Origin of the sequence: Caballeronia sp. LZ034LL (assembly GCF_031451215.1) — a bacterium.
GTDB lineage: Bacteria > Pseudomonadota > Gammaproteobacteria > Burkholderiales > Burkholderiaceae > Caballeronia.
Genome location: NZ_JARUXR010000003.1, coordinates 764,180 through 790,664 on the forward strand (window position 1 = coordinate 764,180; position 26,485 = coordinate 790,664).

Consider the following 26,485-nt stretch of genomic DNA (forward strand, 5'->3'; position numbering starts at 1 on the left):
AGGTCGATTACATGACACAACCCACGGAAACCGCCGCGCTCGCCAGCGAGGGACGCGCAAGCGGCCTGCGCGCACGGGTCTTCACGCCGACGGCGCTGCAAAAGCTGCTGGCGTTCGCCAGCCTGATTCTGCTGCTGGTGTTCTTCAGCTTCGCATCGCCCGCCTTCATGCAGATGGACAACATCCTCGGCATTCTCCAGGCGACGGCGGTGAATGGTGTGCTGGCCATTGCGGCCACGTTTGTCATCATCACGGGCGGCATCGATCTGTCCGTCGGCACGCTGATGACTTTCACCGCCGTGATCTGCGGCGTGTTCCTCACTTACTGGCACATGCCGATGACCATCGGCGTGATTGCCGCCATCATCACGGGCGCGATTTGCGGCACCGTGTCCGGCGCGCTGACCGCGAAGATGAAGATTCCGCCGTTCATCGCAACGCTCGGCATGATGATGCTGCTGAAGGGGCTTTCGCTGGTGGTGTCGTCGGACAAGCCGATCTACTTCACCGACACCGAGAACTTCTACATGATCTCGCAGGATTCGTTGATCGGTTACTTCCTGCCGAGCGTGCCGATTCCCAATGCGGTATTGATCCTGTTCTTTCTTGCCATCGTCAGTTCGATCACGTTGAATCGCACTGCGCTCGGACGCTATACGTTTGCGCTCGGCAGTAATGAGGAAGCCGTGCGGCTGTCCGGGGTGAATGTGGATCGCTGGAAGATCGCTATCTATGGGCTGGGCGGCGCGATTTGCGGCATCGCCGGGCTGCTGATTGCGTCGCGGCTGAATTCCGCGCAGCCGGCGTTGGGGCAAGGTTATGAGCTCGATGCCATTGCTGCGGTTGTGATTGGAGGGACATCGCTTTCCGGGGGATCGGGGACGATTCTCGGCACCATCATCGGTGCGTTCATCATGAGCGTGCTCACCAATGGATTGCGCATCATGTCCGTCGCGCAGGAATGGCAGATCGTCGTGACGGGACTCATCATCATTCTCGCGGTGTATGCGGATATCTTGCGGCGCAGGAAAAGCAGCTGAACTTTATGTGCCTGTCAGACCAACAAAGGGAAGCATCGAAACCAAGGAGGAGACGCATCATGCTGAAAAGAACCATCATCGGAGTGCTGGCGGGCGTGTTTGCTATGGCCGGATCGGTTGGAGTCGCGCAGGCAGACGAGCCGTATATTCCGCTTATTTCCAAAGGCTTCCAGCATCAGTTCTGGCAAGCCGTGAAGGCCGGGGCGGAGCAGTCGGCCAAGGAACAGAAGGTCAGGATCACGTTTGAAGGACCGGAAACCGAGGCGATGGTCGACAAGCAGATCGATATGCTTTCGGCTGCGCTGGCGAAGAAGCCGCAGGCTATCGGGATCGCGGCGCTGGATAGCAAGGCGGCTATTCCCTTGCTGAAGCGGGCGCAGAACAACAAGATTCCTATCATCGCGTTCGACTCGGGCGTGGATAGTGATATTCCCTTGACTACCTGCTCCACCGATAACCTGGCGGCCGCGGCGCTTGCAGCGGACAAGATGGCTGAGGCTATCGGGAATTCAGGGGAAGTCGGGGTCATCGTGCATGATCAGACCAGCCGTACGGGGATTGATCGGCGGGATGGGTTTCTCAATCAGATGAAGGCCAAGCATCCTGGGATCAAGATCGTTTCCGTTCAATATGGTGGAGGCGATCACTTGAAATCCGCCGAAATCGCTAAGGCGATGCTTCAGGCTAATCCGAACATCAAAGGCTTGTTCGGGGCGAATGAAGGGTCGGCTGAGGGTGCTGCTATTGGCGTGAAGGAGTCGGGCAAGAAGCTCGTGCTGATTGGGTATGACTCGGGCAAGGAACAGAAAGATGACATCATGTCCGGGTTGATGTACGGGGCGATTACGCAGAATCCGATCGGGATCGGGAAGTGTGTCGTGGATTCGGCTGTGAAGGCGATGAAGGGGGAGAAGCTGCCGAAGAAGATCGATACCGGGTTCTACTGGTACGACAAGGCGAATATGAGCGATCCGAAGATCAAGGCGGTTTTGTATGATTGAGGCTTGGCGGTAGCAATCGAGCACGCGAAGCAAGCCCCTTATCAGAGGGGCTTCTTCTTAGGTCGGAGACTGCGTTTGATACGTTCCGATCTGCCCCGCGGCGTGTCCCGCCCAAAGCCGACGTTCTCCGCCCCGACAATGAGCGTGTTTCCTGTCAGCTCACCAGCGCCACGATCACAGTTCCCCATAGCGCCAACAGCACATTCCCCACCGCATAGGCCACGCCATAGCCCAAGGTCGGCACCGCGCTTTTCGCTGCCTCCTGCACCGCTGCCAAAGCCGGCGTGGCAGTCGAAGCGCCTGCGCACACCCCGAGCATGACACCCGGATGCATCTTCATGATCTTGTGCCCGACGAATACGCCCACCAGCATGGGAATACTCGAGGTCAATACGCCTGCAAGCAAAAGCGAAAGTCCGCTCGATTGCAGTCCTTTGACGAAGTCGGGCCCGGCGTTCAAGCCTACGATGGCGACGAAGCCCGTCAATCCAATCGACTCGAACACCCACAACGTCGGCCCGGGAATACGCCCGAAGAGGCGCGGCTGCACCGAACGCAGCCAGCCACACACCAATCCGCCCAGTAGCACGCCCACGCTGAGCGACAGGCCGATCTCCACACCGCCGACAACCAGCGCCGGAACGCCTATCAGCGCACCGGCCACGATACCAAGCGACACCAGAACCATGTCCGTCGCATTGGTCGCGCGGTCGGCCACGCCGAGTTTGGCGACGATCGCTTCCACGCGGGACATGCTGCCCACGAGCGTGAGCACGTCACCACGGTTGAGCACGGTCTCCGGCGAGATCAGCACCGGCGTGCCCGCGCGCGTGAGGCGCGACACGAATACGCCGCGTGCGGCCTGCTCTCGCGCCAACTCGCCAAGTCGGCGGCCGTCGATCGTCCTCGATGTGACCACCACATCGAGCGATTCGGCCTCCACGTCCAGTAACTCCCGGTCGTCGATCTCACGTATGCCCGAGGCCTGCCCTGGCATGTGCTCGACCAACAAGGTGCGCCGTCCGGCGGCACTGATGATGTCGCCTGCGCGCAGCACAGTGTCGGGGGCGGCGTTCATGACCTGGCCGTCGCGTCGCATCCGGTCTATGAAGAGACGCTGATCGCCCATGTTGGCTTCCGTGTCCGATATCGACGCACCCGCCAGCGGCGATCCTTCCTCGATGACATAGGCGCGCAGCTCGAACTCCCGTCTTACGGGAATACCTTGCGCGCTGGCGCCTTGCATCTTGTCTTCGAGCTCGCGGCAAGCTGCAGGCAAGTCCACCCCGATGAGCCTGGGAGCCAGTTGACTCAGGATCCACGCCGTACCGATCACACCTATCAGATAGGTAACAGCAAAGGCGACTGGAATCTGATTGGTCAGCATCTGCCGATCGGCGTCGGACAAGTTCAGCCGTGTAATGGCGTCGGTGGCAGTACCGATGGTGGCCGACTCGGTGAGCGACCCGGCTACCACGCCCGCCGCGGTGCCGGCCTGATAACCCAGGAGCTTGCTCACGATGAACGCCACCGCAAGACCCGTCGTGGCCACGATCGCAGCCAGGAACCCTTGCTGCAGGCCGTCGCGACGCAGGCCGCGAAAGAACTAGGGGCCGGTGCGAAATCCGATGGAAAACAGAAAGAGCAAAAAGAAACATTGCTTCACTTCGCCGGAGATCCTGAACTCCAATTGGCCCACGAGCACCCCCGCCAGTAACGTGCCGGTGACCGCGCCTAACGTGAAGCTGCCGATCTTCAGTTTGCCGAGCGCATAACCGAAGCCCAGGACCAGGAAGAAAGTGACTTCGGGATGGATTCGAAGCACGTGCTGAAACCAATTGAACGCGACGCTCATCGATAGCTCCCTGACATGGCTTCGAGCCGGTTTGCAAGGCACGCAACCTGACAGTCCCGCAATTTCCAGGGACGGCTCTTATGCGCAGCGGCCTGGTGCACACGCGAGGGGCGTCCATGCGTTTCACGTAGCGCCTTCACGGCGCGATCGACTGCAAGAGCCGTGTGAGATCGCGCGGCTCCACGCGGATGATGCCGCCCTTCGGGCTATCGATGTCCGCGATGAGCGCAAGAGAAAGCGCGACGGTCGCGGGAAGAATGGTGATGAGCAATCCCTTTCGCAGACTGCCTTTCGCGCCATAACCCTGAACGACACATCCGAGCAGTGCGATGATGATCATCAGATACCACGCTCCCAGCGGGATATGATTGATTCGCGCGGCCTCCGAGTAATCCTGTGAATTCAGAACATCGTTCATGCCTGCGACGACGAGCGCCCCGATGGGCGTCGGCTGCGCTTTCGCGACCTGGATCGTGAGCGCCCAAAGTTCCGTCTCGGTAATCGCCATGTCGCGGTTGATCTTCGCCAGTTCCACCGGATCCCGCGTACGGTAGCTGGTGAGTCTCAGCCTCGTATAGTGAACCAAGGCGGCTTTGATCTTTCCACCGACTGCCGCATCGGCGAGGTCCGCACGCGAATACTCGGTGCCGATGGCATTCGCTTCACTTTCTTCCAGCGTCTTGCGAAGGTCGTAGCGGTTCACCGCCATCGACAGGCTGAAGCCGACCAGGAGCGCAAGCAACGTCAACGTGGAGGTCTGAATGATGTTGAAGTCCTCCCGGTCCTCGGCAGGCAGCACGGCCATGCGGCGCAACACGTAGGCGCCGAAGGCCACCGCGCTGATGAGCATCAGGAAAAGCGCAACGAACAGGAGAGCGGGATGATCGACGAATGCGGTCATTTCATGCCCCTCTCGCGCAGGGTGCGGTCGCGGATTCGAGTGAGGAGAAGGAATCGAGGTTCACCATGATTCACCTTGCCGCGGACCGCCCAGCTTTTGCCTCATGTCAATGCCGTAACGTCGGCGCAGGCCATCGCCCATTCCCGTGACGAGGCGCGCGGCGACATGAGCATTCGGGCCGTCGTGCCGTGCAAGCAATGCGGCCAGCGCAAAGCATGCGCCCGCGAGAGCATCAAGTATCTTCATCGAGTCTGATGCATCGACCTCGGTTCACGCTCCGTTGCATGCCAGATCACCTCCGGCAGTCTTTCATCGCCGCTAATGAGTTGAGAAAATCTAGTATTGGTCACCGTGTGAAGCGAACGCGACCTTGATGACCGATATAGCTAACCCGCTCGATTGGCAAGCAGTTTCTATCCGAAAGCAGATAGGCACCTGACGTTCGGGCTGTTCGATATAACCGCATCAGTGTCACCCCGGCATGCTCGCCGGCCGAGCCTGCAGATGCCGCCAGATAATGATGCCGGCAGTTTGTGCGAAGGCGGCGGCGAGTTCCATATCGATCTGGTCGGGTTCACGCGGGTCCTCGAAGTACATCGCAAGCGACTCCGGCGAAATGAGCAATCCGATCACGCATTGAGCATAGGACTCTGACATGCCCACGACATGCCGCAGGACATTGCCGTCCGCGATATAGAACGCGCACTGGCGACCGTAGAAACCGTGTCATCACCGCGCCGGATTGCAGCACACAGCTTTGCATCGCCATCTGCGTGGTGTTCTCCTGCAGATGGCGATTCGCATTGTTGAGATCCGCATTACTTCCATTCAACTGCATCACGTCGTTGACAGATTCAGGCGAGCCCGGTCGTACATACTCGGGATCAGCGCAGGCCAGAAGCTGACGGGCGATTGCGCTCACAGGCAGCACGTGATCATGGATGCTGCGTTATCCGCTATACGTCGTCACACTGCTCGCCGTCGCCGCACTCAATCTCGCGGGCTTCAGCCATTCCTGGTCAGGCGGATTCGCGAACTTCGTCTTCAACGTGCTGATGATTCACGGATGGGGCTTCTATGACTCCATCAATTCGCCGGCATGGTCGATCAGCACCGAGTTCGCCGCCTACCTCCTCTTCCCCGCGTTCACGCTCCTGGTCTTGCGACAGCGCTGGCTGCGCATCGCCTCCGTGACGCTCTTCATCGCGGGCATCGCATTGATGTCATGCGCATCGCTGCATCAGGGCGCTCAAAACGGACCGCTCGATATCGCGAACGAAGCGACCATCTTCCCGCTGCTTCGTTGCTTGTGTGAATTCGGTATCGGCATGGCGGTGTATGTCGCGGCGAGAGATCCACGCATTGCGAAGGCGTGCTCCGGCAAGTGGGTATCGGTGTTCATCGTCATCGCGTTGTTTGCCTGCCTGCTGACGCCGGGAAGCGATCTGGTCGTGGTTCTCGCGACGCCTTTCGTCATCGTCATTGCGGCGACTTCAAGAAAGGCACCCGTCAGCAAATTCCTGGGCTCTGCTCCCGTCTTCTTTCTCGGCGAGATCTCGTATGCGATGTATCTGCTCCACTCGCAATTCTTGCGGATCTACCGGCTCGGACCGCTGATTCTCGAACGACATCACATGCCGCATATGCTCGCGCTATTGCTCACCGTCGCCGCGTTGTTCGGCAGCCTGATTACCGCGAGCTATCTGGCCTTTCGTTATCTGGAAGTTCCGGCGCGCAATGCAATCCGCAGGCTCGAAAGCCGATTGCAACCGCGCGTTGCGAACGCGGTCGCCGTCCAGTCCTGAAGAAAGAAGCACCCGAGGAGAATCACGTCACCGGCGCCGGATTGAACAACACCAAAGCGTTATGGAGCTTGAGCGCCTCGGCCTTGGTCTGCTTCTTCCCGCTGGCGACATCGAGCATCAGCCGGAACAGTTCCCAGCCCACATCGGCGATGGTGGCCTCACCCGTTGCGATGGTGCCCGCATTCACGTCCATCAGATCATGCCAGCGACGCGCCAGGTCCGAGCGCGTCGCGACCTTCAGCACCGGCACTTCCGCAAGGCTATAAGGCGTTCCGCGCCCTGTCGTGAAGACATGCAGGTTTATGCCCGATGCCAGCTGCAACGTCCCGCAAATAAAATCACTGGCAGGCGTAGCAGCATAGATGAGCCCCTTCTGCTTCACCTTCTCTCCCGGCGACAACACACCGGAGATCGTCGAACTGCCCGACTTCACGATGGACCCCATCGCCTTCTCGACGATGTTCGACAACCCGCCCTTCTTGTTCCCCGGCGTCGTATTCGCGCTCCGGTCCGCCCCGCCGCGCTTCAGATAATCGTCGTACCACTGCATCTCGCGGATGATCGCCTGCGCCACTTCGCCGTTCGCCGCACGCGCCGTCAACTGCGCCACGCCATCGCGCACTTCGGTGACTTCCGAGAACATCACGGTCGCGCCCGCGCGCACCAGCAGATCGGTCGCAAAGCCCACCGCCGGATTCGCCGTCAGCCCGGAAAACGCATCGCTGCCGCCGCATTGCACGCCGACGACGAGATCCGCCGCCGGACACGTCTCGCGACGCCGGTTGTCCAGCCGCTTCAAATGCGTCTCCGCCATGCGCATGATCGAATCGATCATCGACTGGAAGCCCACATGCTCCTCGTCCTGCAACACGACCGTGCCGCCGTTGCCGTCGAGCGTGTTGTCGCCGATATCGGCCACGTCTTCCGTCTGCGCCGCAGCCGCCGCGATAGGGATCGTACCCGCCGGCATCAGCCGCTCCGGCTGCAGCTTCTCGCAGCCCAGGCTCACCATCATCACTTCGCCGCCGAAGTTCGGATTCAGCGCGATGTTGCGCACCGTGCGGATCGGCACCATGGCGTCCGGCGCATCGATGGCCACGCCGCACCCATAGGTGTGACCGAGGCTCACGACATCGTCGACGTTCGGGTACTTCGGCAGCAGTTCCGCCTTGATGCGCGTCACGGCGTGCTGCACGACGTCCGCCACGCACTGCACGGTGGTGGTGATGGCGAGGATGTTGCGCGTCCCGACCGACCCGTCCGCGTTGCGATACCCCTCGAATGTGAAGCCTTCGAGCGGCGACTCGTCAGGCGCCTTGATGGTGGCGATGGGCAAGTCGTGCAGTTCGGGCGGCGTCGGCATGCGCGTGACGTGCTCGTTCACCCAGCTTCCCTTCGGCAGGAACCGCGTCGCATAGCCGATCACGACGTTGTAGCGGATCACGGCATCGCCTTCCGCCAGATCTTTCAGCGACAGCTTGTGGCCCTGCGGCACGCGCTCGCGCAGCACGAGGCCATCGGCAAACGTGGCGCCTTCGCCCAGACCGCCGTCGTTGACGACGATCGCGACGTTGTCGTCCGGATGCACACGTATATAGAGAGGGGACTGATTCATTCTGACGATCCTTCGGCACGCAACGGGCCGCTTAGAGTTATGTCATCCTACAACATGACGACCCATTACGGATAAGTATTTACCCTATCCATTGATTCCATTGCGATAAACCCGTTGTCGACGGTCATCCTATGTTGTACGATGACTTATAAGCTCGGCAACCGCCGGTCGCCGCTCAACGGACATTCTCATGACGACTCCGCAAGAACTGAAGCACATCGTTTCCGAAGGCCTGCTCTCCTTCCCCGTCACCGACTTCGACAATCAAGGCAACTTCCGCGCCGACACCTACGCGCAGCGCCTCGAATGGCTGGCTCCGTATGGTGCGTCCGCGCTGTTCGTCGCGGGCGGCACGGGCGAGTTCTTCTCGCTGACGCAACCCGAATACTCGCAGATCGTGAAGACGGCCACCGAAGTGTGCCGCGGCAAGGTGCCCATCCTGGCGGGCGCGGGCGGTCCGACGCGCACGGCCATCGCGTTCGCGCAGGAAGCCGAGAAGCAAGGCGCGCAGGGCATCCTGCTGATGCCGCACTACCTGACGGAAGCCTCGCAGGACGGCATCCGCGCGCACGCCGAGGAAGTGTGCCGCGCCGTGCCGAACATGGGCGTCATCATCTACAACCGCGCCAACTCGAAGCTCAACGCGGACATGCTGGAGCAACTGGCGGAACGCTGCCCGAATCTGATCGGCTTCAAGGACGGCGTCGGCGAAATCGAGAACATGGTCACCATCCGCCGCCGCCTGGGCGAGCGCTTCTCGTACCTCGGCGGCCTGCCGACGGCCGAAGTCTACGCAGCGGCATACAAGGCGCTGGGCGTGCCGGTGTACTCGTCGGCGGTGTTCAACTTCATTCCGAAGACGGCGATGGAGTTCTACCGCGCCATCGCAGCCGACGACCACGCGACCACCGGCCGCCTGATCGACGAATTCTTCCTGCCGTACCTGAAGATCCGCAATCGCAAGGCCGGTTATGCCGTGTCGATCGTCAAGGCCGGCGCGAAGCTGGTCGGCCACGACGCGGGCCCGGTGCGCGCGCCGCTGACGGACCTCACGGGCGAGGAAATGGAGCAGCTCGACGCGCTCATCAAGAAGCTCGGCGCGCAGTAACTCCACGTTGCAGCGGAAGTACAAGCAGACAGGCGAAGCGCGGCATGGCCGGACGCTTCGCCGACGAGGGCCGCGCGAGCGGCCCTCCGTGTATCGGCACGCCTGAATCCGCGCAGTGCCCAATCGAAGCAAGGGGACGTTCATGTCGATGAGCCGCGCCGCGAATCCCGCGGACCTCATGAAGCGCAGCAAGACGCGCTATCTCATTCTGTTGCTGATCTTCGTGATCACGACCTTCAACTACGCCGACCGCGCGACCCTCTCGGTCACCGGCTCGGCGATGCGTGCCGAATTCGGCTTCGACGCCATCCGCATGGGCTACATCTTCTCGGCCTTCAGCTGGGCGTACGTGCTGTCGCAGCTGCCGGCCGGCTGGCTGCTCGACCGCTTCGGCGCGCGGCGCGTGTATGCGGCGAGCATCTTCCTGTGGTCGCTGTTCACACTGCTGCAGAGCTCCATCGGCTTGCTGGGCAGCGCGGCGACCGCCGTCACGGCGCTGTTCGCGCTGCGTTTCATGATGGGCGCGGCTGAAGCGCCCGCGTTCCCGGCCAACGCAAAAGTGGTCGCCAGCTGGTTCCCGACGAAGGAGCGCGGCACGGCATCGGCGATTTTCAACTCGGCGCAGTATTTCGCGGCCGTCGTGTTCACGCCGTTGATGGCCTGGCTCACGCACGCATTCGGCTGGCATCACGTCTATATCGTGATGGGCATCGCGGGCTTGCTGCTCGCGCTGACGTGGCTCTCGGTGATGAAGAATCCCGCCGACCATCCGCGCGTCAACCGGCAGGAACTCGACTACATCGAGGAAGGCGGCGGGCTGGTGCACGGTCATCGGCGCGGCTCGGCGGGCGGCGCCGCGAAGTCCGGGCAGATCGGCTGGCCGGTCGTCAAACAACTGCTGACCAACCGGATGCTGCTGGGCGTCTATCTCGCGCAGTACTGCATCAACGTGCTGACGTACTTCTTCCTGACGTGGTTCCCGATCTACCTCGTCCAGGCGCGGCACATGACGATCCTGAAGGCGGGTTTCGTCGCGTCGCTGCCGGCCATCTGCGGCTTCGCGGGCGGCGTGCTCGGCGGCGTCATCTCCGATGCGCTGCTGCGCCGCGGCACATCGCTGACGGTGGCGCGCAAGCTGCCGATCGTCGGCGGCATGCTGCTGTCGTCGTGCATCATCGGCTGCAACTACGTGGACACGGACTGGCTCGTGGTCGCGCTGATGTCGCTGGCGTTCTTCGGCAAGGGCATCGGCGCGCTGGGCTGGGCCGTGGTGGCGGATACGTCGCCGAAGGAAGCGATCGGGCTGTCGGGATCGATCTTCAACATGTTCGGCAACGTCGCCGGGATCGTGACGCCGATCGTGATCGGCTATCTCGTCGCAAAGACCGGCTCGTTCAACGGCGCGCTGGCGTTCGTCGGCATCAACGCGCTGGTGACCGTGTTCAGCTATCTCGTGATCGTGAAGGACATCAGGCGCGTGGAACTGAAGGTTTAAGTCTCTTCAGGCAAAAAGCCCGTTCTGTTTGCGACAGAACGGGCTTTTGTTTTTTCAGGCCGCGCGAATCACGTCGATACGCAATGCCTCGCCGCCTTCGACGATCGCCAGCAGACGGTCCACATTCGGATGCGCGCCGGGACGGCTGCGCGCGTCGGCGGTGTGTTCGGCGAACACGGCGAGTGCGTGCTCGGCGGCGCGGGCGTCGAGCGTCCCGAACGCTTGCTGCACGTAGTGATACACCGCGAGCGAGCCCTGCTTGCCCGGCTTGTTCTCGATGCTCGCCACCACATTGCCCGCGCCGTCCACGAGATCGATGCGCTCGATGCCGTCGATGGCGGGCAGTTGGGCGAGGTTGTCCTTGAAGACGTTGCTCGGTTGAATCACGGAATGCACTCCACGTTAGAAGTCAAAAGCTGGGGCGCAGTATCTTAGCCGATCGTCGGGCGAGCCCGCGGCATCCTGACCAGCGCGGCAATCGCGAAGCCTGCAGCGAGCGCGACGTAAGTCATCGCCAGCGAACGTTTCGGGAGATGCACTTCGAAGCCCGGCGTCACGCGCTTCGGCACGACGTGATAGTCGACGACATAAGCGACAAGCGCGCTGGCCCCGGCAGCGGCAACAATGCCCACAGGGCCGGCGCGCCGCGGACAGAGCGCCTCGAACAGCACGCCCCAGAACACTGCACTGCCCATGTGAATGCCTGCGCCGAGCGCGGTGTACTTGATGCTGAACGTCTGTTGCCGTTGTGCGTCGCGCCACAAGCAATGCGTGACGGCATTGAGCGCCGCGCTCGCGCCGTGACCCGCGCGCACCGCGCCGGTCGAAGCCGCACTCGCCGACGCAAGTCCGGCGGCCGAGCCCGAGCACAGGGCGCGGACAAGCAGTTGATCGGCGGAAACTCTCATGATTCGCTCCTCGGGTGACGAGAGGACTTGAGCATCGCGTGTTCCAAGTCATTCGTGACACCCTGGTCCGCACTTTGCTCAATACCGGAACCCCTCAATAACCGGAGATCACCATGTCCCGAGATACCCAGATGAGTTCGAGCACGACTGCATCGGCCAAGCCGGCGCGCAGTGTCGACGCCACGAAGCTGCTCACCGAGGATCACCGCGCCGTGCAGAAGTTGTTCGATGCATTCGAGAAGGCAGGCGACAACGATCTGGACGCAAAGGGCACGCTGGTCCGCCGCGCGTGCGAGGAGCTGACGGTGCACGCAATGATCGAGGAAGAACTGCTCTATCCGGCAGCACAAAAAGCACTGCCGGAAGACGAAAGGCCGGACGTCGAAGAAGCTTATGTGGAGCACTTCCTGGTCAAGGTGCTGATCGAAAAGTTCGCCACGCTGAAGCCCGGCGATAAAGGTTTCGACGCGACCTTCAAGGTGCTGAGCGAGATGGTGAATCACCACATCGAGGAAGAGGAGTCGGAGCTCTTCCCGAACCTGCGCAAGTCGGGAGCCGATCTTGAAGAACTCGGCGGCAAGATAATGAAGCGCAAGGAAGAACTGGAGGCAAAGATCCCGAAGGACGCCGGCGACAACACCTTGCGTCTGCATTGATCCCGCGCTGCGCGCCGGTCCTCTTGCGAGAGGACCGGCGTTACCGTTATTTCGCCGCCGAAGAAACAGCGGCGCCTTCCGACGCCACCGCAGGCGTTACCACCGTTCCCTGCGCGTCTTCCTCCTCCAGCGAGGTCTTGGCCTGCTCCCAGAATTCCTCGGCACGGCCATCGGGGCTGCCTTCACGCTCCCAGATCTCATAAGCACGGCGACGAATCCGGTCCTGCTCTTTCTGATCTTCCATGACAGTCTCCCAGTAACACGATGACGGATCCGCCTGGCGCTTGCCGGGGCGTTCCAGATGCTCACTCGCATTAGCAACCGCCGTGCCCTCGCAGGCGTAATTGCGCAGGCGAATCCGGCATGACGCTTGCGCCATGACAAGCCCCTATCGTCTGTTTAAAAAGGAGGCGTCATGAGCATTTTCTCTTCAATCATGGGCAAGATTTTCGGGCACCACGACAACGCAACCGCGACGCCCAATCAACCGGCGCAACCCGGTTCGGCGACGCCACCCTCCAGCGTTGCGGGAGGCGCTGCTGCTGCACCCACCACGTCGACTGCCGCGTCCACGCCCGTGCAGTCCGCACCGCCGCAGCAACCGGTCGACGTGGAAGCCGTGCTCACGCAAATGCAGTCGAGCCACAGCGAGCAACTCAACTGGCGTACATCAATCGTCGATCTGATGAAACTGCTCGGCCTCGATAGCAGCCTCGCCGCGCGCAAGGAACTGGCGACTGAACTGCACTACAGCGGCAACACGGAAGACTCTGCCGCCATGAACATGTGGCTGCACAAGCAAGTGATGCAGAAGCTGGCCGAAAACGGCGGCAAGGTGCCCGACGACCTGAAGTAATTTGCGGGGTACAGGCGGCACACGTGGCCGCCTGGCTTGGCATCCGACGAATGGAACGCACATTGCTGTTGCATGCTTGAACCGCTCCACGCCTCGGATTCCACCATGACACTCCCCGACAAGCCTTCCAGTTACCCTTTCGCATCCGGCGGATGGGGCTCGCTCAGGGCCGTGACCCAGATCGTCACGAAAGAGAAAGTCGCCCTGAAGGGCGGCCCCATTCTGCTCAAACAGAACAAACCCGAGGGCTTCGCCTGCGTCAGTTGTTCGTGGGCCAAGCCCGCCCATCCTCACACCTTCGAATTCTGCGAGAGCGGCGCAAAGGCCACTGCCTGGGACACGACCTCGAAACGGATCACGCCAGAATTTTTTGACCTCCACACCGTAACCGAAATGCTCGACTGGCACGACCACGATCTCGAGGATGCCGGCCGGCTCACCGCGCCGATGAAGTACGACCACGCCACCGACAAGTACATCGAGATCAGTTGGGAACAGGCGTTCGAGGAAATCGGCCGGGAGATGCGCGCGCTGGATCCCCGAAGCGTCGTGTTCTACACGTCCGGTCGTGCGTCGCTCGAAACGGCTTATATGTTCCAGTTGTTCGCGCGCATGTACGGCTGCAATAACCTGCCCGACAGTTCGAACATGTGTCACGAAAGCACCAGCGTGGGATTGACGGAAGCAATTGGCGTGGGCGTCGGCACCATCGTGCTGGACGACTTCGAGAAGACCGACCTGATGTTCTTCTTCGGCCAGAACGTTGGCACCAACAGTCCGCGCATGCTGCATCAGCTCCAGGACGCCCGCAAACGCGGCGTGCCGATCATCACGTTCAATCCGCTGCGCGAGCCGGGGCTCGTGTCCTTCGCGAATCCGCAATCGCCAGTGCAGATGCTGACGCCTGCCGAGACGCGCATCAGCACCCAATACCATCAACTGAAAAATGGCGGCGACACGGCTGCAATTTTGGGTATCTGCAAGGCCGTCATCGAAGCCGACGATCGCGCCCAGGCCGAAGGCCGGCCGCGCAAGATCGATGTCGAGTTCATCGAGCAGCACACGACCGGCTTCGACGATTTCGCCGCCCATGCACGCAGCACCGATTGGCGCGACATCGAACGCGTCAGCGGCCTGCCACGCACCGCCCTGCTCGAAGCCGCCGACGAATACATGCACGCCAACGCCGTCATGGTTCACTACGGCATGGGGCTGACCCAGCACCGGCTCGGCGTGCAGAACGTGCGCATGGTGTGCAACCTGCTGCTTCTGCGCGGCAATATCGGCAAGCCGGGCGCCGGGCCTTCGCCGATTCGCGGGCATTCGAACGTGCAGGGACAACGCACGGTCGGCGTGACGGAGAAGCCGGAACTCGCGCCACTGGATCAGCTGGCGAAGCAGTTTTCCTTCGAGCCGCCGCGCGACAAAGGCATGAACACGGTCGAGGCATTCGAAGCCATGCTCGAAGGCAAGGTCAGCGCGGTGCTGAATCTGGGCGGCAATCTCGTGCGCTCCGTGCCCGACCGCAGTCGCATCGAACCCGCGTGGAGCAAGCTGCAACTGACAGTGAACGTGGCGACCAAGCTTAACCGCAGTCACCTCGTCAACGGTAGGAACGCGTACCTGTTGCCGTGTTTGAGCCGCATCGAAATCGATCGTCAGGCCAGCGGCGAACAAGCCGTTTCGATGGAAGACAGCACCGGCTGCATGCACGGCTCGCGGGGTGTGACCGAACCCGGCAGCGACGACACGCGCTCGGAGCCGTTCATCGTGGCGGGCATCGCGAAGGCGGCGCTCGGCGCGCGTTCGACGGTGGACTGGGATGCGTGGCGCGACGATTACGCTATCGTGCGGAACGAGATCGCCACGACCTATCCCGACATCTTCCATGACTTCAACGCGCGCATGTGGCAGCCGGGTGGCTTTCATCGACCGTTGCCGGCGCGCGAGCGCGTCTGGAAGACCAAGTCCGGCAAGGCGGGTTTTCTTGTGCCTGAGTCGTTGGGCGAGGATCCGGACATGCCGGAGACCACGCCGGACGCGCTGCGCCTGATGACCCTGCGCAGCGACAGCCAGTTCAACACGACCATCTACAGCCTCGACGACCGCTTCAGGGGCGTGAAGGATACGCGCATGGTGATCCTGATGAATCAGGCCGACATGGCGAAGCGCCAGTTGCAGGAAGGTCAGGAAATCACCTTGCAGACGCTCTCGGACGATGGCTTCGACCGGCGGCTCGGCGGGCTCCATGTGAAGGCGTATGACATTCCGGAGGGGTGCATCGGCGGATATTTTCCAGAGTGCAATGTGCTGCTGCCGCTGTGGCACTACGCCAAGGAAAGCAAGGTGCCGGGTGCGAAGTCCATCCCGGTGCGCGTCATTTGAAGGCCTGACCATGATGAATGAAACCCCCACTCCCCCCGACGACGACAGCGACGACCTCGACGACGTGCTCGGTGAAACCGGCGACATCGTGAACCGCAGCAACGGCAAGACCGGCACCGCGACGGAAGCCGAACCGGATCCGAAGCCCAAACCCGCGTGAAAACGAAGGTTAGGAGGCGGATCGGCCGCTTCGACGCACTGCGCATGTGCGTGCAGTCGCTCATCGCGAGCGGGCTGGCCTATGGCTGCATGCAATTCGTCGCGTCATCGAACCTGACGTGGGGCGTCTTTGCGAGCCTCTTCACACTGCAAGTGAATTTCGACCGCAGCCTGAAACATGGCGTCGGCCAGATGGTCGGCGCGGCCGTGGGTACGGCGGTCGGCCTCGCGGCGTTGCACTTCTTTCCAGGTGCCGATGCAACCTTGCCGCGCCTCGCGCTCGCCACGCTCGTCACCTGCCTCGGCGCCACGCTCTTCCCCACCACCAACTACAGCATCGTCGTGGCGGCGGCGCTGGCGCTGGAACCGTCGATGAGCATCGACGGCGCCTTCTCGCGCGCGGAAGCCATTGTGCTGGGGTCGGCCATCGGCATTGCGGTGTCGGTGAGCGTGTGGCCGCAACTGGCCCGCTCGCGCGCGTTCGACATCATGGCCGAACTGCTCGACGACTGCCGCACGCTGCTCGCCACGCTGCCGATCCTGCATCCCGCCGAAGACCGGCAGACCGTGGACGCGCTGCATGAACGCTTCCTGCGCCATCTTGTCGACGCTCGCGCGGTCTGCTCGGAGACTCGTGTGCGCGCCCGTTTCGCGACCGGCCCCACGCTCAACGCCGCGCTCAATGCCTTCGAGACGCTGTGGCATGGACTGGTGCTGCTCGATCGCGCGGGACAGGTGCAGGAGGGACTGTCGGCGTCCGAGCGGGAGTCGTCGGCCGGGCACATCCGCACCGTCAGCGATTGCGCCGGCGCTTATCTGGAAGCTCTTGCCGGATGGCTGCGCGACACCCAAACGCAACCGCCGACCGAGCGTTTTCTCACGCCGCTCCACGACGCCACCGCGGCCATCAAGGCGAGCTTTTCGCACATCATTGCGTCATGCCCGCCGGATTCGCCGCGCGTCCAGCGACTCTCCACACTGACGTTCGCGCTGGAGCAGATCGAGTCGAATCTGGCGAACATCGGCCGGGTGCTCGAAACGCGCTTTCATTCCTAGCGTGCGACGGCATGCAACATGCTCGCGTCGGTATCGACACCGAACGGAGGAATCATGTTACGCGCCGCCATCTTCGATATAGACGGAACCCTGGTCGATTCCGTGGACCTGCACGCCCTGGCGTGGCATGAAGCATTCAAGCACTTCGGACACGATGTCGGTGTCAACGAGGCGCGCAGCCAGATCGGCAAGGGCGGCGACAAGCTGTTGCCGGTGTTTCTTTCCGAGGACCAGATCCGCGATCATGGCGAGGCGCTCGAAGCGTGGCGCGGCAAGCATTTCAAGGCGCGTTACCTGTCGCTCGTACGACCGTTCTCGGCGGTGCCCGCGCTGTTGCAGCGGCTGAGCGATCAGGGCACGAAGCTGGCCGTGGGATCGTCGGCGAAGAAGGACGAGCTTCAGGTATATCTCGACATCGCCGGCGTGGCGGACCGGTTCGACGTCGCTGTGTCGTCCGAAGACGTGGAACGCTCGAAGCCCGATCCCGATGTGTTCCAGACCGCGCTGCAAAAACTCGGCGTGCAGGCCGACGAAGCCATTGCCATCGGCGACTCGCCCTACGATGCCCAGGCTGCCGGGCGAACGGGCGTGCGCACGATCGGGGTGCTGGCGGGCGGCTTTTCGGAGGCATCGCTGAGAGAGGCCGGCTGCATCGACGTCTATACGGGTCCTGCAGGCTTGCTGGCCCGATTCGACGCCTCGCCGCTCAAAGCCATGGACTAGTCCATTGTCCGATTCTTGGCCCTTCTGACTGAGTCATCGAGCCGGTATCGTGTAAATCATGCAACGTGGAGAGCACGCATGAACACGACACTCGATTTCCGGCATCTCGATTCACCCGACGAATGGGCCCGCGCCTTTCCGGTCATGAAGGAATTGCGCCCGCATTTGACGGACGCCGCTGCGTTCGTCACGCGCATGCAGGCTCAACGCGAAGAGCGCTATCGCCTGCTGGCCGCCTGCGATGCAAATGGCGTTATCCTCGGTCTCGCCGGCTATCGCTTGCAGACGAACACGCTGTACGGACGCTTCCTCTATGTCGACGATCTCGTCGTCACCGCACGGCTGCAACGCAGCGGCGTCGGTGCGCAGTTGATCGATCAGGTACGCGACATTGCGCGCCGCTCGGAGTGCGCGCATCTCGTACTCGATACCGGTCTGCACATGGCGCTCGCACAGCGCTTCTATTTCCGCAACGGTTTGCTCGCGCGAGGCATGCATTTCGTCGAGCCATTGCACTCCACCCACGAGGAGGCCGCGCAATGAAAGTACTGTTCATCAACGCAAGCCCGCACAGCGCAGCGAGCCACGGCTACCGGCTGGCGCTCGACATGATCGGCAAGCTGGGCAGGCGTGCGCGCGTGCACATTGTCGAGCGCGACCTCGCGGCGCAGCCGCTGCCGCCGGTCACCGTCGATTACGCGCGCGCCATCACGTCGCGCGAGCCGGACACGCGTCACTTCGACATCTCAGAAGAATTGATCCGCGAAATCGAGATCACCGACGTGCTCATCATCAACACGCCGATGCACAACTTCACGGTGCCCGCCGCGCTCAAGCTGTGGATCGATTATGTGCTGCGCATTCATCGCACCTTCGCGTCGACGCCGCAAGGCAAGGTCGGGCTGATGCGCGACCGGCCTGCATTCGTCATCGTCGGATCGGGCGGCCATCACCGCGGCGAGCATGCGTTGCAACAGGATTTCCTGACGCCTTACCTGCGTTATGCGCTGGGTTGCATCGGCGTGACGAGCGTGCATTTCCTGCTGCTGCAAGGTCTCGTGCGCGGCGGCGAAGCCGTGACGGAAGCGCTCGAAGCGGCACGCGAGGAATTCGAGCAACACGTCCTCTTCACGTCCGACCACGTCATCACCCAATAGCTCAATAGGCTCAACCGTCATAAGCGCGCCGCAGCAGGCGCGCGAGGCGTGCCGCTTCGGCTTCGTCGGCGACGTTCGCGAAACCCAGCACCACGCCGCGCAACGTGCGCTTCGTGCGCGCGCCGATATGCCACGACGACAGCGCGCTCACCCCCAGCCCCGCTTCCTGCGCGCGAGCGACGATGGCGCCATCATCGACGGGACCGGTGCGGCCGCTGTTGAACAGCATCGCGAGATGCATGCCGCCCGCGGGCCGCTCGATGTGCACCCTGTCGCCGAACGCCTTCTCCAGCGCCCGTGCGCAGACCTCGCGGCGCTCCGCGTAGAGCGCGCGCATGCGCTTCAGATGCCGCGCGAAATGCCCTTGCGCGATGAAGTCCGCGACCGCCGCCTGCAACAGGTAAGGCGGTCCTGCGTTCATGCTCGTCGTGAGCTGCGCGAAGCACGCCATGGCCCGCTCGGGCGCCACCACGTAGGACAGCCGCAAGCCGGGGAACAACACCTTGCTGAAGGTGCCGCAATAGATCACGCGGTCGTCGACGTCCAGGCTCTTCAGCGCGGGCAACGGCCGCCCGGCATAGCGGAACTCGCTGTCGTAGTCGTCCTCGATGATCCAACTGCCCGCCCGTCCCGCCCATTCGAGCAACTTCATGCGGCGCGCCAGCGAGAGGGTGGCGCCGAGCGGACTCTGGTGCGAAGGCGTCACGATGGCAAAGCGCGCGTGCGGAGCGAGCGCCTGTCCGGCATCGACATCGAGCCCGTCGCGATCCACCGGCACGGGCGCGAGCTTCAACCCCGCCTGATCGAGGAAATCGCGCGCCAGGAAATAGCCGGGTTCCTCGAACCACGCGCTGTCGTCCGGTTTGGCGAGACTGCGCAGGATGAGTTCGAGCGACGCGCGATAGCCGCTGGTCACGAACACCTGTTCCGGCGCGCACTCCACGCCGCGCGACAGGCCCAGATACGTCGCGATGCGCTCACGCAGCGGCCCGAAGCCCGCCGGGTCGGGATAGGTCAGCGAAGCGAGATCCACGCTGCGCGCCCGGTGCGCGATGATGCGGCTCCAGACCTTGCGAGGAAATGCATCGAGCGCGGGCAGTCCGGGACGCAGCGGCCGGGCTTCGTGACCGGGCCCGGCTGCCGGCGCCGGCTTCGCGCGCGGCACGCCAGTGCGCTCGCGCCCCCGACGCGCGGCCGGCTTCAGCACCGATGCCGGCAACGACGACGACACGAAAGTGCCCGCCGCGCCGCGCATCTGCAGATAGCCTTCGTCGACGAGAATGTCGTAGGCCATTTCCACCGTGCCGCGCGCCGTGTTCAGCTGCGTGGCGAGACCGCGCAGCGCGGGCACGCGATCGCCCGGCTTCAGGTGTCCCGCTGCAATCGCGGCCTTGAAGCGCTCGCAGATCTGCAAGTAGACCGGCAGCGCATGGCGCCGGTCAATGTCGATCTTCAGCGCCTGTTCCGGTTTCCGCATGGCAAAATCCTTGGACTAGTCCAAATGATGATTCTTGTCCCTTCTGGCTAAGACATGATTGTCACACAATGACTTCACTTTCACGAACCAAACGAGGTGTGTCATGAAGATCGTCGTCATCGGAGGGACCGGGCTGATCGGTGCGAAGGCCGTGGCCTTGCTGCGCGAGAAGGGTCATGAAGCCGTCGCTGCATCGCCGAGCACGGGCGTCAACGCCATCACCGGCGCGGGCCTCGCCGACGCGCTGCGCGGCGCGCAAGTCGTGATCGACGTGACCAATCCGCCCACGCACGACCGCGAAGCCGTCATGGCCTTCTTCCGCGACGCCACGCGCAACCTGCTTCAGGCCGAGCGCGATGCGGGCGTGCAGCATCATGTCGTGCTGTCGATCGTCGGCGTGGACCGGATGGAAGGCAATGCGTACTACGCGGCGAAGTGCGTGCAGGAACAGCTGATCGCGGAATCAGGCGTACCGTATTCGATCGTGCGCGCCACGCAGTTCTTCGAGTTCCTCGGCACCATCGCCGACCTGAGCACCGTCGACGGCACGGCGCGGCTCTCGCCGCATCAGTTCCAGCCCATCGCCGCCGACGACGTCACGGCCCTCATCGCGGAGATCGCGCTGGGCGCGCCGCTGAACGGCATCGTGGATATCGCCGGCCCCGAGCAGGGTGCGATGCATGCGTTCATCGGCACTTACCTGCGAGCCGTGCGCGATGCCCGCCGGGTCATCGCCGACGACAAGGCCACCTACTTCGGCGGCGTGATGAAGGAACGTTCGCTGGTGCCGACGGGCACGGCGCGGTATGGCCGCACGAGTCTCGGCGCCTGGCTCGACCGCGCCCGCCTGAAGCCGCTCGCCACGGCCTGACGCGTCTAGAAGATGTGCATCATGCCGACATACGCGCCGGTCTGCGATTCGCCCGCGAGCGGACTGGTGGGACTGGACGCGTCGCGCGGCGTCGCGAAGACGGAGAACGTGCCGTTTGCGCTGTTGCGCACGTAGGCCACCGTGCCGTACAGGAAGGTGCGCTTGGTGAAGTTGTAGGTCGTGCCGAGCGCGTAGAGGGTGGCGTGGCTCGCGGGATCGTGCGCCGCGTCGCCGCTGCCCGCGCCGACGTGAATGTAGAAGCCCGCCGCCGTGACGGCCCATGCGGGCGTTGCCTGATAGGTGGCGCCGAGCCAGTAGTGATCGGCGCCGTCGGCCACGCCTGCCGGCGAGTCGGGCGCGGCGTAGTGCGTGTAGGCCGCCTGCACCTTCCACTTGTCCACTTTCAGATTCGCGCCGACGAAGTACTCGCGTGAGGCCTGGAAGATGTTGTCGAGCTTGCCGTCCTGGCTGCGGAGTTCGTCGTAGATGCCGCGCAGGTCGAGCAGCGTCGAGTGATAGCTCAGCATGATGCCGTCGGAGCGGCCGAACTCGCCCGGCGCGCCGCGATTGAACGCGCCCGGCTGATTGCCAAACGCATATTGCCCCTGCACGTCGATGCCATGGAACACCGGGCTGTGGTACTCGACGTTATTGCTGGACTGCTGCCAGTTGCGGCCTCGCACCAGCGAAGCCGACGACACCGCTTCCTGGACAAACGGATCGAATTCCCAGACGCCGTCGCTGTCGATGAAGAGATTGCGGCCCGCCTGGATTTGCCCCCAGGTCGTCGAGTTCAGGCCCGCGTACGCGCGGCGTGACCACAGGCGCCCGCCGCCGGTCGTGCCATTCATGATTTGTATGGCCGTTTCGAGATCGAAGACCGCGCTCAGGCCGCCGCCCAGATCCTCGTTGCCTTTCAAGCCCCACATGCTGGTGCCCCAGTCGCCGCCTTCCGCGCTCCAGCGCGAGGCGTTGCCGTTGGCGCCGTTCGCAATGTGGTTCAGGTATTCGATGCCGCCGTCGATGCGGCCGTACATCGTGACGGTGGACTGGGCAAAGGTAGTGGAGGCGAACAGGAGGAGCGGGGTGGTGATCCAGACGTACGGTTTCATGAGCGAAGCGTCTCCGTTCTGATTCTGTCCTCGGGCGGGGCACGGCAACGGTTCACGGGAACATAGCACTATCCAGGGGAGAGGGGTGGATTTGGTGCAACCCGGCATTGGGTCGATCACTGTCCTCGGACATCAACCTAACGCGTCCCGCAGTCCGTACTGAACGTGCGTATCACGCGCCCGGCCTGCGTCAGCGTGATGCTGACCTTGCAGACATCGCCCTTGACGGACGATACCTTCAGCGTCGATACCGCGTGGCTCTCTCCTGCTCGCAACTGCAGCCTGCCCATTTGAGCCACATTCGACGTTCCCGATGCACCCGAGCGAAAGACGCGCAGGTCATAACCAAGATCGGCGTCGCTTGCGCTGACAACATACGGGACCACGCGAATCGCGCCATTGGCAGAAGCGACATCGAAGGAAACGAGGACATCGGATAGCGCGAGCATGATTGACTCCTTGTCGGCGGAACGCCCCGCGACGAAAAAGCACCCCGCGCGCCGAAGCCAGAAGCGCACTCCGATCACGCGGGGCAAAAACACACACATCGACCGGACAGCCGGGGGCATGGCCGTCCGGGTCAGGCCACGAGAGGCACGCCTGGGTACAGGTGCCAGATGTCGAACGCGGCGTCGCTTCTGACGGAAGGCGCAGGTCTGTCGATTCGTGATCGACGGCTCACGCATCAGGACCCGGGCGTACATCAGGGACTGCGCGCCAGGCTGGCGAAGGCGCTGGTTCCCGGCATGCCCTGCGCAATCGTGCTGCCGGGAACGTGGGGACATGCATGGCATGTCGTGATCACGCCGGAAGCGAACATCTCGTTCTCGTCGCCGCCGCGCGCCGTGTTGCGGATCGAGCGACGTCACATCTTCCGTCGGCCGGAAGTCGACACGCTGCAAAGCGTCTTGCGGCTTTCGCAAGCGGAGGCGCGCGTACTGTCCGAGCTGATCTGCGGCCACAGCGTGATCGAATGCGCCGCGATTCTCGGTCTCTCGGTGGCCACCGTACGCAAGCACCTCGCCGCGACGCTCAAGAAAACCTGCTGCTCGCGTCAGTCGGAACTGATGCGGCTCGCGAGCATCGTGATGTGAGTGAACGGCCGGGTTCCGCTCGCTCCATCAAAGCTTCGATCCTCCATCCACACGCAAGGTATCGCCCGTGATCCAGCGCGCCTCGTCGGACGCGAGGAACGCGACCGCCGCGCCGATGTCGCCAGGGTCGGCCATGCGCTTCAGCGCCTGGATGCCGAGCGCGAAATCCCGTCCCGCGTCCGTCTTTGCGAAACTGGACATATCGGTCGGCACGATGCCGGGAGCCACCGCATTGACGCGGATGCCGCGCTCGCCCAGCGTCGCGGCGAAGTGCTTGACCAGCGTGTCGATCGCGCCTTTGGTCGCGGCATAGGCGGCCAGCGTACCGAGCGCCGCGTGCGCCGCCAGCGATGACAGCAACACGATGCTGCTGCCCTCGCACAGCACCGGCAGCAACTGCTGGACGATGAAGAACGGCGCACGTACGTTGACCGCGAACAGATCGTCGAACTGCTGCACCGTGGTCTCTTCGATCGTCGCCGAGCCGGCAATGCCGGCATTGGCCACGAGGATGTCGAGACGGCCCCCGACGATCGCACGCGTGCGCTGTGCCAGCAGATGCGGGCCGTCGGCGGCGCGCAGATCCGCGGCGATCTTCTCCGAGGTGCCGCCTGCCCGGCGGATCTCGTCGACCACCGCGTCGGCTTCCTGCTCGCCGCGGCCATAGTGCACCAGCACCTGCGCGCCCGCTCGCGCCAGCGCCAGCGCACTGGCGCGGCCGATGCCGCGTGATGCGCCCGTCACCAGCGCGGTCTTGCCATTTAGCGTATCCATGTCTGCTCCCTGAATGATCAGCCTGCGGTCTTGCCGCCATCGACCGTGACGATCTGCCCGGTCACGAATGCAGCGCCTTCGGACGCCAGATAAAGCACCGCCGCCGCGATGTCCTCCGGTGCGCCGATGCGTGCAAGCGGCACACGGCTCGCGAGCGCTGCCTTGCGCTCGGCGGTGCCGGTAAAGCGGTCGAGCATGCCGGTGTCGGTCGGTCCGGGCGCGACGGCATTGACGCGCACACCGGTGCTGGCCACTTCCAGCGCCGCCGATTTCGTGATCCCTTCCACCGCGTGCTTGCTGCCCGCGTAGATCGCCGCGTAGGCCGCGCCTTCGTGGCCATAGGTCGACGAAATGTTGATCACGCTGCCCGACCGTTGCCCGGCCATGATTCGCAATTCGTGCTTGAGGCTCAACAGCACGCCCAGCACGTTGGTGTCGAAGGTCGCCGCATAGCTCTCCGGCGAGACATCGGTGATCGGGCCCGGCGTGCCTTCCGTGCCGGCGTTGTTGACGGCGACATCCAGCCGGCCGAAGCGGGCGATGGTCTGATCGACGAGATGGCGGACATCGTCGTCGTGGCGCACGTCGGCCTGGACGAAGAAGGCCTCGGCGCCGAGTTCGCGCAGTTCGGCTTCGAGCGCGGCGCCTTCGGCCGGACGACGGCCGGACACGGCAAGCCGCGCGCCGGAGCGAGCGAAGGCGATGGCGGTGGCGCGACCGATGCCGGTCAACGCACCGGTGATGAGAACGACGGGCTGGCTCATGGTGAAACTCCTGTAAGGTATCGCTGCGATGCATGACTCACGGGTCAGGTACGCGGCTGGACTGGGTTGCGACAGGAGTCAATGTAGGCGTCCGTTGCACCGATGAGAAAGACTTTCGAGGCGGGTGGGCATGCCCCGCAGGCATGGAGGGAGAGCGATGGAACTACGGCATTTGCGCTACTTCATTGCGGTCGCCGAAACCGGCAGCCTGACCGAGGCAGCCGCCAGCCGCCTGCACACTTCACAGCCGTCGCTGAGCCGGCAGATTCGCGATCTCGAGGATCGGGTCGGCGCGGCGCTGTTGCAGCGGAGTGCGCGCGGCGTCGAATTGACCGACGCGGGTCGCGCCTTCCTCGACCATGCGCGGCTCGCGATGGCCCAGGTGGACGCCGCCGTCGAAGCCGCGCGCCGCGCCGCGCAGCCCGCCAAGGCACGCCTGGCGCTGGGCTTCCTGACCGGTCAGGAGATGACCTGGCTGACCGAGGCGATGCATCTGTTGCGCGACGAGTTGCCGAACCTCCAGGTCACGGTCACGAGCGACTACTCCACGGAACTGGCCAGCGCACTGGCGCACGGCAAGCTCGACGTCGCGTTCATGCGCGCCGAACCTGGCTATGGTCTCGAGTACCGGGTCATCGGCGAGGAACCGCTCGTCGTGCTGATGCCGAGCGATCATCCGTTGGCCGCGCGCAAAGCCGTGCGACCCGAGGACCTTCGGCAGCAGCCGTTCATCGCAATGGCGGACAAGGCGAAGGTGCTGGGTCAGGTCATCGACGGGTATCTGGCGAACGCGGGCGTGGAAGTGGATGTCACGCAACGGGTCGACAACCCGGCCATGGTGATGTCGCTGATCGCTTCGACGCGGGCCGTCACGTTGATCCCCGCGTATGTGCAGAACCTGATGCCGTGGTCCGTGGTCAGCCGGCCATTGCAAGGCGAAGCGCCGACCATCGATCTGGTGGTCGGCTACAGTCCGGGCAACGCGGCGCCCATCGTCAGGCTGTTCTTGTCGCGACTGGCGGAGTTGAAAGCGAACAGCACGCGGCGCCCGGAGTGAAGTGGACGTGTCGACCGACTGATTCTCGCCGGGAGGCAAAGCCGCGATCAGCGGTGCTTTTAAGCGGCAGCGTAAAGAACCGCCCGCCCCTGCCGATAAACGTGAAACAAAGGGGGCCGGACGACCGTTCGACCTGATCCGCAGCGCTTTCAGGGAGAGAACGAATTGGTCTTCAGCTACAGGGACATGATGGTCACGCCGGCAGCGGTCCGGCACGGCGACATGTTTGCCGCGACGGCGCGCATCCAGGACCTCGACGGCACCGAACGTTCCGTGCGCCTGCCGGGCGCTTTCCCGAATGTGGAAGACGCGATCCGTTTCGCGATTGCCGCCGGCTTTGAATACATCGACTGCGCGCCCCGCTGCAGAGCCGCTTCACGCTGATCGAGCCGTAAAACCGGTCGCACCGCCGATCGGTTAAAATCCCCCGCTTCCCCTCCTTCAGTCCCATCCAGACACCTATGTAGCGTATCGCGAGCCTCCTTCGTCACATCCATCTGACCGACAGGGGTTCGCGGACCTATGACGTGCGTCGCCGGCCATCGCTCATGCGAGCGCCGCGCCGCGCATGCATCGCCTTGCCGCGCCCGCGGTCGTCGTACTCATTCTCCATCCA

At 63.3% G+C, this 26,485-nt stretch carries 29 protein-coding genes and 1 pseudogene; 17 read left to right on the forward strand and 13 right to left on the reverse strand.

Annotated elements, in window-relative coordinates:
• Positions 1-11: 11 nt before the first annotated feature.
• Positions 12-1,040, forward strand: coding sequence for an ABC transporter permease (locus QCE83_RS24575; RefSeq protein ID WP_309817475.1), 1,029 nt, complete (start codon positions 12-14; stop codon positions 1,038-1,040).
• Positions 1,041-1,099: 59 nt separating this feature from the next.
• Positions 1,100-2,041 carry an ABC transporter substrate-binding protein gene (locus QCE83_RS24580; protein ID WP_309817478.1) on the forward strand — a complete coding sequence of 314 codons (942 nt, stop codon included), beginning with the start codon at positions 1,100-1,102 and terminating at the stop codon, positions 2,039-2,041.
• Positions 2,042-2,195: 154 nt separating this feature from the next.
• Here QCE83_RS24580 and QCE83_RS24585 read toward each other — a convergent pair whose 3' ends face one another.
• From QCE83_RS24585 to QCE83_RS24600, 4 genes and pseudogenes are all read right to left on the reverse strand, one after another.
• Positions 2,196-3,287 carry a TrkA C-terminal domain-containing protein gene (locus QCE83_RS24585; RefSeq protein WP_309818738.1) on the reverse strand — a complete coding sequence of 364 codons (1,092 nt, stop codon included), beginning with the start codon at positions 3,285-3,287 and terminating at the stop codon, positions 2,196-2,198.
• Between the two features lie 84 nt (positions 3,288-3,371).
• Positions 3,372-3,896 (reverse strand): annotated as a pseudogene (locus tag QCE83_RS24590) (aspartate-alanine antiporter); the annotation flags it as partial.
• A 136-nt stretch (positions 3,897-4,032) separates the two neighbouring features.
• Positions 4,033-4,797: a hypothetical protein gene (locus tag QCE83_RS24595; protein ID WP_309817484.1), complete on the reverse strand. Its 765-nt coding sequence runs from the start codon at positions 4,795-4,797 to the stop codon at positions 4,033-4,035.
• 471 nt (positions 4,798-5,268) lie between these two features.
• Entirely contained in the window at positions 5,269-5,394 is a 126-nt protein-coding gene (locus QCE83_RS24600; protein ID WP_309817487.1) for a hypothetical protein, read from the reverse strand.
• 344 nt (positions 5,395-5,738) lie between these two features.
• Here QCE83_RS24600 and QCE83_RS24605 point away from each other — a divergent pair, with 344 nt between their 5' ends.
• On the forward strand, positions 5,739-6,602 hold the full coding sequence (locus tag QCE83_RS24605) for an acyltransferase (RefSeq protein ID WP_309817491.1): 864 nt from the start codon (positions 5,739-5,741) through the stop codon (positions 6,600-6,602).
• 22 nt (positions 6,603-6,624) lie between these two features.
• Here the strand turns inward: QCE83_RS24605 and garD are convergent, their stop codons facing one another.
• A complete protein-coding gene (gene garD / locus QCE83_RS24610; protein ID WP_309817495.1) occupies positions 6,625-8,217 on the reverse strand; it encodes a galactarate dehydratase in 1,593 nt (530 codons plus the stop codon).
• 190 nt (positions 8,218-8,407) lie between these two features.
• Here garD and kdgD point away from each other — a divergent pair, with 190 nt between their 5' ends.
• The gene (gene kdgD / locus QCE83_RS24615) at positions 8,408-9,325 is read left to right on the forward strand and encodes a 5-dehydro-4-deoxyglucarate dehydratase (protein WP_309817498.1); all 918 of its coding nucleotides are present in this window, start codon (positions 8,408-8,410) and stop codon (positions 9,323-9,325) included.
• 142 nt (positions 9,326-9,467) lie between these two features.
• The gene (locus QCE83_RS24620) at positions 9,468-10,820 is read left to right on the forward strand and encodes an MFS transporter (RefSeq protein WP_309817500.1); all 1,353 of its coding nucleotides are present in this window, start codon (positions 9,468-9,470) and stop codon (positions 10,818-10,820) included.
• A 54-nt stretch (positions 10,821-10,874) separates the two neighbouring features.
• On the opposite strand, the gene QCE83_RS24625 is transcribed toward QCE83_RS24620, so the two are convergent.
• Complete coding sequence (locus QCE83_RS24625; protein ID WP_309817504.1) at positions 10,875-11,207, reverse strand: DUF2322 family protein; 333 nt, start codon at positions 11,205-11,207, stop codon at positions 10,875-10,877.
• Positions 11,208-11,251: 44 nt separating this feature from the next.
• The gene (locus QCE83_RS24630; RefSeq protein ID WP_309817506.1) at positions 11,252-11,728 is read right to left on the reverse strand and encodes a hypothetical protein; all 477 of its coding nucleotides are present in this window, start codon (positions 11,726-11,728) and stop codon (positions 11,252-11,254) included.
• A 113-nt stretch (positions 11,729-11,841) separates the two neighbouring features.
• On the opposite strand from QCE83_RS24630, the gene QCE83_RS24635 reads away from it, so the two are divergent.
• The gene (locus tag QCE83_RS24635; RefSeq protein ID WP_309817508.1) at positions 11,842-12,384 is read left to right on the forward strand and encodes a hemerythrin domain-containing protein; all 543 of its coding nucleotides are present in this window, start codon (positions 11,842-11,844) and stop codon (positions 12,382-12,384) included.
• 46 nt (positions 12,385-12,430) lie between these two features.
• Here QCE83_RS24635 and QCE83_RS24640 read toward each other — a convergent pair whose 3' ends face one another.
• Complete coding sequence (locus QCE83_RS24640; RefSeq protein WP_309817510.1) at positions 12,431-12,628, reverse strand: DUF2934 domain-containing protein; 198 nt, start codon at positions 12,626-12,628, stop codon at positions 12,431-12,433.
• Between the two features lie 171 nt (positions 12,629-12,799).
• Here QCE83_RS24640 and QCE83_RS24645 point away from each other — a divergent pair, with 171 nt between their 5' ends.
• From QCE83_RS24645 to QCE83_RS24675, 7 genes are all read left to right on the forward strand, one after another.
• Complete coding sequence (locus QCE83_RS24645) at positions 12,800-13,240, forward strand: DUF3597 domain-containing protein (RefSeq protein WP_309817512.1); 441 nt, start codon at positions 12,800-12,802, stop codon at positions 13,238-13,240.
• Positions 13,241-13,345: 105 nt separating this feature from the next.
• Positions 13,346-15,625, forward strand: a complete 2,280-nt coding sequence (locus tag QCE83_RS24650) for an FdhF/YdeP family oxidoreductase (RefSeq protein WP_309817515.1) — start codon at positions 13,346-13,348, stop codon at positions 15,623-15,625.
• Positions 15,626-15,635: 10 nt separating this feature from the next.
• A complete protein-coding gene (locus tag QCE83_RS24655) occupies positions 15,636-15,785 on the forward strand; it encodes a hypothetical protein (protein WP_309817517.1) in 150 nt (49 codons plus the stop codon).
• Positions 15,782-16,840 (forward strand): FUSC family protein, encoded by a 1,059-nt coding sequence (locus QCE83_RS24660; protein ID WP_309817519.1) that lies wholly within the window; start codon positions 15,782-15,784, stop codon positions 16,838-16,840. The genes QCE83_RS24655 and QCE83_RS24660 overlap by 4 nt, the downstream gene beginning before the upstream one ends.
• A gap of 54 nt (positions 16,841-16,894) precedes the next feature.
• A complete protein-coding gene (locus QCE83_RS24665; protein WP_309817521.1) occupies positions 16,895-17,563 on the forward strand; it encodes an HAD family hydrolase in 669 nt (222 codons plus the stop codon).
• Between the two features lie 78 nt (positions 17,564-17,641).
• Entirely contained in the window at positions 17,642-18,106 is a 465-nt protein-coding gene (locus tag QCE83_RS24670) for a GNAT family N-acetyltransferase (RefSeq protein ID WP_309817523.1), read from the forward strand.
• A complete protein-coding gene (locus QCE83_RS24675; protein WP_309817526.1) occupies positions 18,103-18,720 on the forward strand; it encodes an NAD(P)H-dependent oxidoreductase in 618 nt (205 codons plus the stop codon). The genes QCE83_RS24670 and QCE83_RS24675 overlap by 4 nt, the downstream gene beginning before the upstream one ends.
• A gap of 10 nt (positions 18,721-18,730) precedes the next feature.
• On the opposite strand, the gene QCE83_RS24680 is transcribed toward QCE83_RS24675, so the two are convergent.
• Positions 18,731-20,197, reverse strand: coding sequence for a PLP-dependent aminotransferase family protein (locus QCE83_RS24680; RefSeq protein WP_309817529.1), 1,467 nt, complete (start codon positions 20,195-20,197; stop codon positions 18,731-18,733).
• Between the two features lie 103 nt (positions 20,198-20,300).
• Here QCE83_RS24680 and QCE83_RS24685 point away from each other — a divergent pair, with 103 nt between their 5' ends.
• A complete protein-coding gene (locus tag QCE83_RS24685) occupies positions 20,301-21,068 on the forward strand; it encodes an NAD(P)H-binding protein (protein WP_309817531.1) in 768 nt (255 codons plus the stop codon).
• Between the two features lie 5 nt (positions 21,069-21,073).
• Here the strand turns inward: QCE83_RS24685 and QCE83_RS24690 are convergent, their stop codons facing one another.
• Entirely contained in the window at positions 21,074-22,180 is a 1,107-nt protein-coding gene (locus tag QCE83_RS24690) for a porin (protein WP_309817533.1), read from the reverse strand.
• A gap of 137 nt (positions 22,181-22,317) precedes the next feature.
• Positions 22,318-22,629: a curli-like amyloid fiber formation chaperone CsgH gene (gene csgH / locus QCE83_RS24695; RefSeq protein WP_309817535.1), complete on the reverse strand. Its 312-nt coding sequence runs from the start codon at positions 22,627-22,629 to the stop codon at positions 22,318-22,320.
• A gap of 168 nt (positions 22,630-22,797) precedes the next feature.
• Between csgH and QCE83_RS24700 the strand changes: the two genes are divergently transcribed.
• Complete coding sequence (locus QCE83_RS24700) at positions 22,798-23,274, forward strand: LuxR C-terminal-related transcriptional regulator (RefSeq protein WP_309817537.1); 477 nt, start codon at positions 22,798-22,800, stop codon at positions 23,272-23,274.
• A gap of 27 nt (positions 23,275-23,301) precedes the next feature.
• On the opposite strand, the gene QCE83_RS24705 is transcribed toward QCE83_RS24700, so the two are convergent.
• Both QCE83_RS24705 and QCE83_RS24710 read right to left on the reverse strand, forming a co-directional pair.
• Positions 23,302-24,048 (reverse strand): SDR family oxidoreductase, encoded by a 747-nt coding sequence (locus QCE83_RS24705; RefSeq protein WP_309817539.1) that lies wholly within the window; start codon positions 24,046-24,048, stop codon positions 23,302-23,304.
• 17 nt (positions 24,049-24,065) lie between these two features.
• Positions 24,066-24,812, reverse strand: a complete 747-nt coding sequence (locus QCE83_RS24710; protein WP_309817541.1) for a glucose 1-dehydrogenase — start codon at positions 24,810-24,812, stop codon at positions 24,066-24,068.
• A 157-nt stretch (positions 24,813-24,969) separates the two neighbouring features.
• On the opposite strand from QCE83_RS24710, the gene QCE83_RS24715 reads away from it, so the two are divergent.
• Positions 24,970-25,869, forward strand: coding sequence for a LysR family transcriptional regulator (locus tag QCE83_RS24715; RefSeq protein ID WP_309817543.1), 900 nt, complete (start codon positions 24,970-24,972; stop codon positions 25,867-25,869).
• A gap of 165 nt (positions 25,870-26,034) precedes the next feature.
• On the forward strand, positions 26,035-26,253 hold the full coding sequence (locus QCE83_RS24720) for a hypothetical protein (RefSeq protein WP_309817545.1): 219 nt from the start codon (positions 26,035-26,037) through the stop codon (positions 26,251-26,253).
• Positions 26,254-26,485: the final 232 nt, after the last annotated feature.

Coding starts and splice junctions, on each gene's coding strand:
- QCE83_RS24575 (WP_309817475.1), top strand. CDS start 12: ATGACACAACCCACGGAAACCGCCGCGCTCGCCAGCGAGGGACGCGCA.
- QCE83_RS24580 (WP_309817478.1), top strand. CDS start 1,100: ATGCTGAAAAGAACCATCATCGGAGTGCTGGCGGGCGTGTTTGCTATG.
- QCE83_RS24585 (WP_309818738.1), bottom strand. CDS start 3,287: ATGCAAGGCGCCAGCGCGCAAGGTATTCCCGTAAGACGGGAGTTCGAG.
- QCE83_RS24595 (WP_309817484.1), bottom strand. CDS start 4,797: ATGACCGCATTCGTCGATCATCCCGCTCTCCTGTTCGTTGCGCTTTTC.
- QCE83_RS24600 (WP_309817487.1), bottom strand. CDS start 5,394: ATGTACTTCGAGGACCCGCGTGAACCCGACCAGATCGATATGGAACTC.
- QCE83_RS24605 (WP_309817491.1), top strand. CDS start 5,739: ATGCTGCGTTATCCGCTATACGTCGTCACACTGCTCGCCGTCGCCGCA.
- garD (WP_309817495.1), bottom strand. CDS start 8,217: ATGAATCAGTCCCCTCTCTATATACGTGTGCATCCGGACGACAACGTC.
- kdgD (WP_309817498.1), top strand. CDS start 8,408: ATGACGACTCCGCAAGAACTGAAGCACATCGTTTCCGAAGGCCTGCTC.
- QCE83_RS24620 (WP_309817500.1), top strand. CDS start 9,468: ATGTCGATGAGCCGCGCCGCGAATCCCGCGGACCTCATGAAGCGCAGC.
- QCE83_RS24630 (WP_309817506.1), bottom strand. CDS start 11,728: ATGAGAGTTTCCGCCGATCAACTGCTTGTCCGCGCCCTGTGCTCGGGC.
- QCE83_RS24635 (WP_309817508.1), top strand. CDS start 11,842: ATGTCCCGAGATACCCAGATGAGTTCGAGCACGACTGCATCGGCCAAG.
- QCE83_RS24640 (WP_309817510.1), bottom strand. CDS start 12,628: ATGGAAGATCAGAAAGAGCAGGACCGGATTCGTCGCCGTGCTTATGAG.
- QCE83_RS24645 (WP_309817512.1), top strand. CDS start 12,800: ATGAGCATTTTCTCTTCAATCATGGGCAAGATTTTCGGGCACCACGAC.
- QCE83_RS24650 (WP_309817515.1), top strand. CDS start 13,346: ATGACACTCCCCGACAAGCCTTCCAGTTACCCTTTCGCATCCGGCGGA.
- QCE83_RS24655 (WP_309817517.1), top strand. CDS start 15,636: ATGATGAATGAAACCCCCACTCCCCCCGACGACGACAGCGACGACCTC.
- QCE83_RS24665 (WP_309817521.1), top strand. CDS start 16,895: ATGTTACGCGCCGCCATCTTCGATATAGACGGAACCCTGGTCGATTCC.
- QCE83_RS24670 (WP_309817523.1), top strand. CDS start 17,642: ATGAACACGACACTCGATTTCCGGCATCTCGATTCACCCGACGAATGG.
- QCE83_RS24675 (WP_309817526.1), top strand. CDS start 18,103: ATGAAAGTACTGTTCATCAACGCAAGCCCGCACAGCGCAGCGAGCCAC.
- QCE83_RS24680 (WP_309817529.1), bottom strand. CDS start 20,197: ATGCGGAAACCGGAACAGGCGCTGAAGATCGACATTGACCGGCGCCAT.
- QCE83_RS24685 (WP_309817531.1), top strand. CDS start 20,301: ATGAAGATCGTCGTCATCGGAGGGACCGGGCTGATCGGTGCGAAGGCC.
- QCE83_RS24690 (WP_309817533.1), bottom strand. CDS start 22,180: ATGAAACCGTACGTCTGGATCACCACCCCGCTCCTCCTGTTCGCCTCC.
- csgH (WP_309817535.1), bottom strand. CDS start 22,629: ATGCTCGCGCTATCCGATGTCCTCGTTTCCTTCGATGTCGCTTCTGCC.
- QCE83_RS24700 (WP_309817537.1), top strand. CDS start 22,798: ATGTCGAACGCGGCGTCGCTTCTGACGGAAGGCGCAGGTCTGTCGATT.
- QCE83_RS24705 (WP_309817539.1), bottom strand. CDS start 24,048: ATGGATACGCTAAATGGCAAGACCGCGCTGGTGACGGGCGCATCACGC.
- QCE83_RS24710 (WP_309817541.1), bottom strand. CDS start 24,812: ATGAGCCAGCCCGTCGTTCTCATCACCGGTGCGTTGACCGGCATCGGT.
- QCE83_RS24715 (WP_309817543.1), top strand. CDS start 24,970: ATGGAACTACGGCATTTGCGCTACTTCATTGCGGTCGCCGAAACCGGC.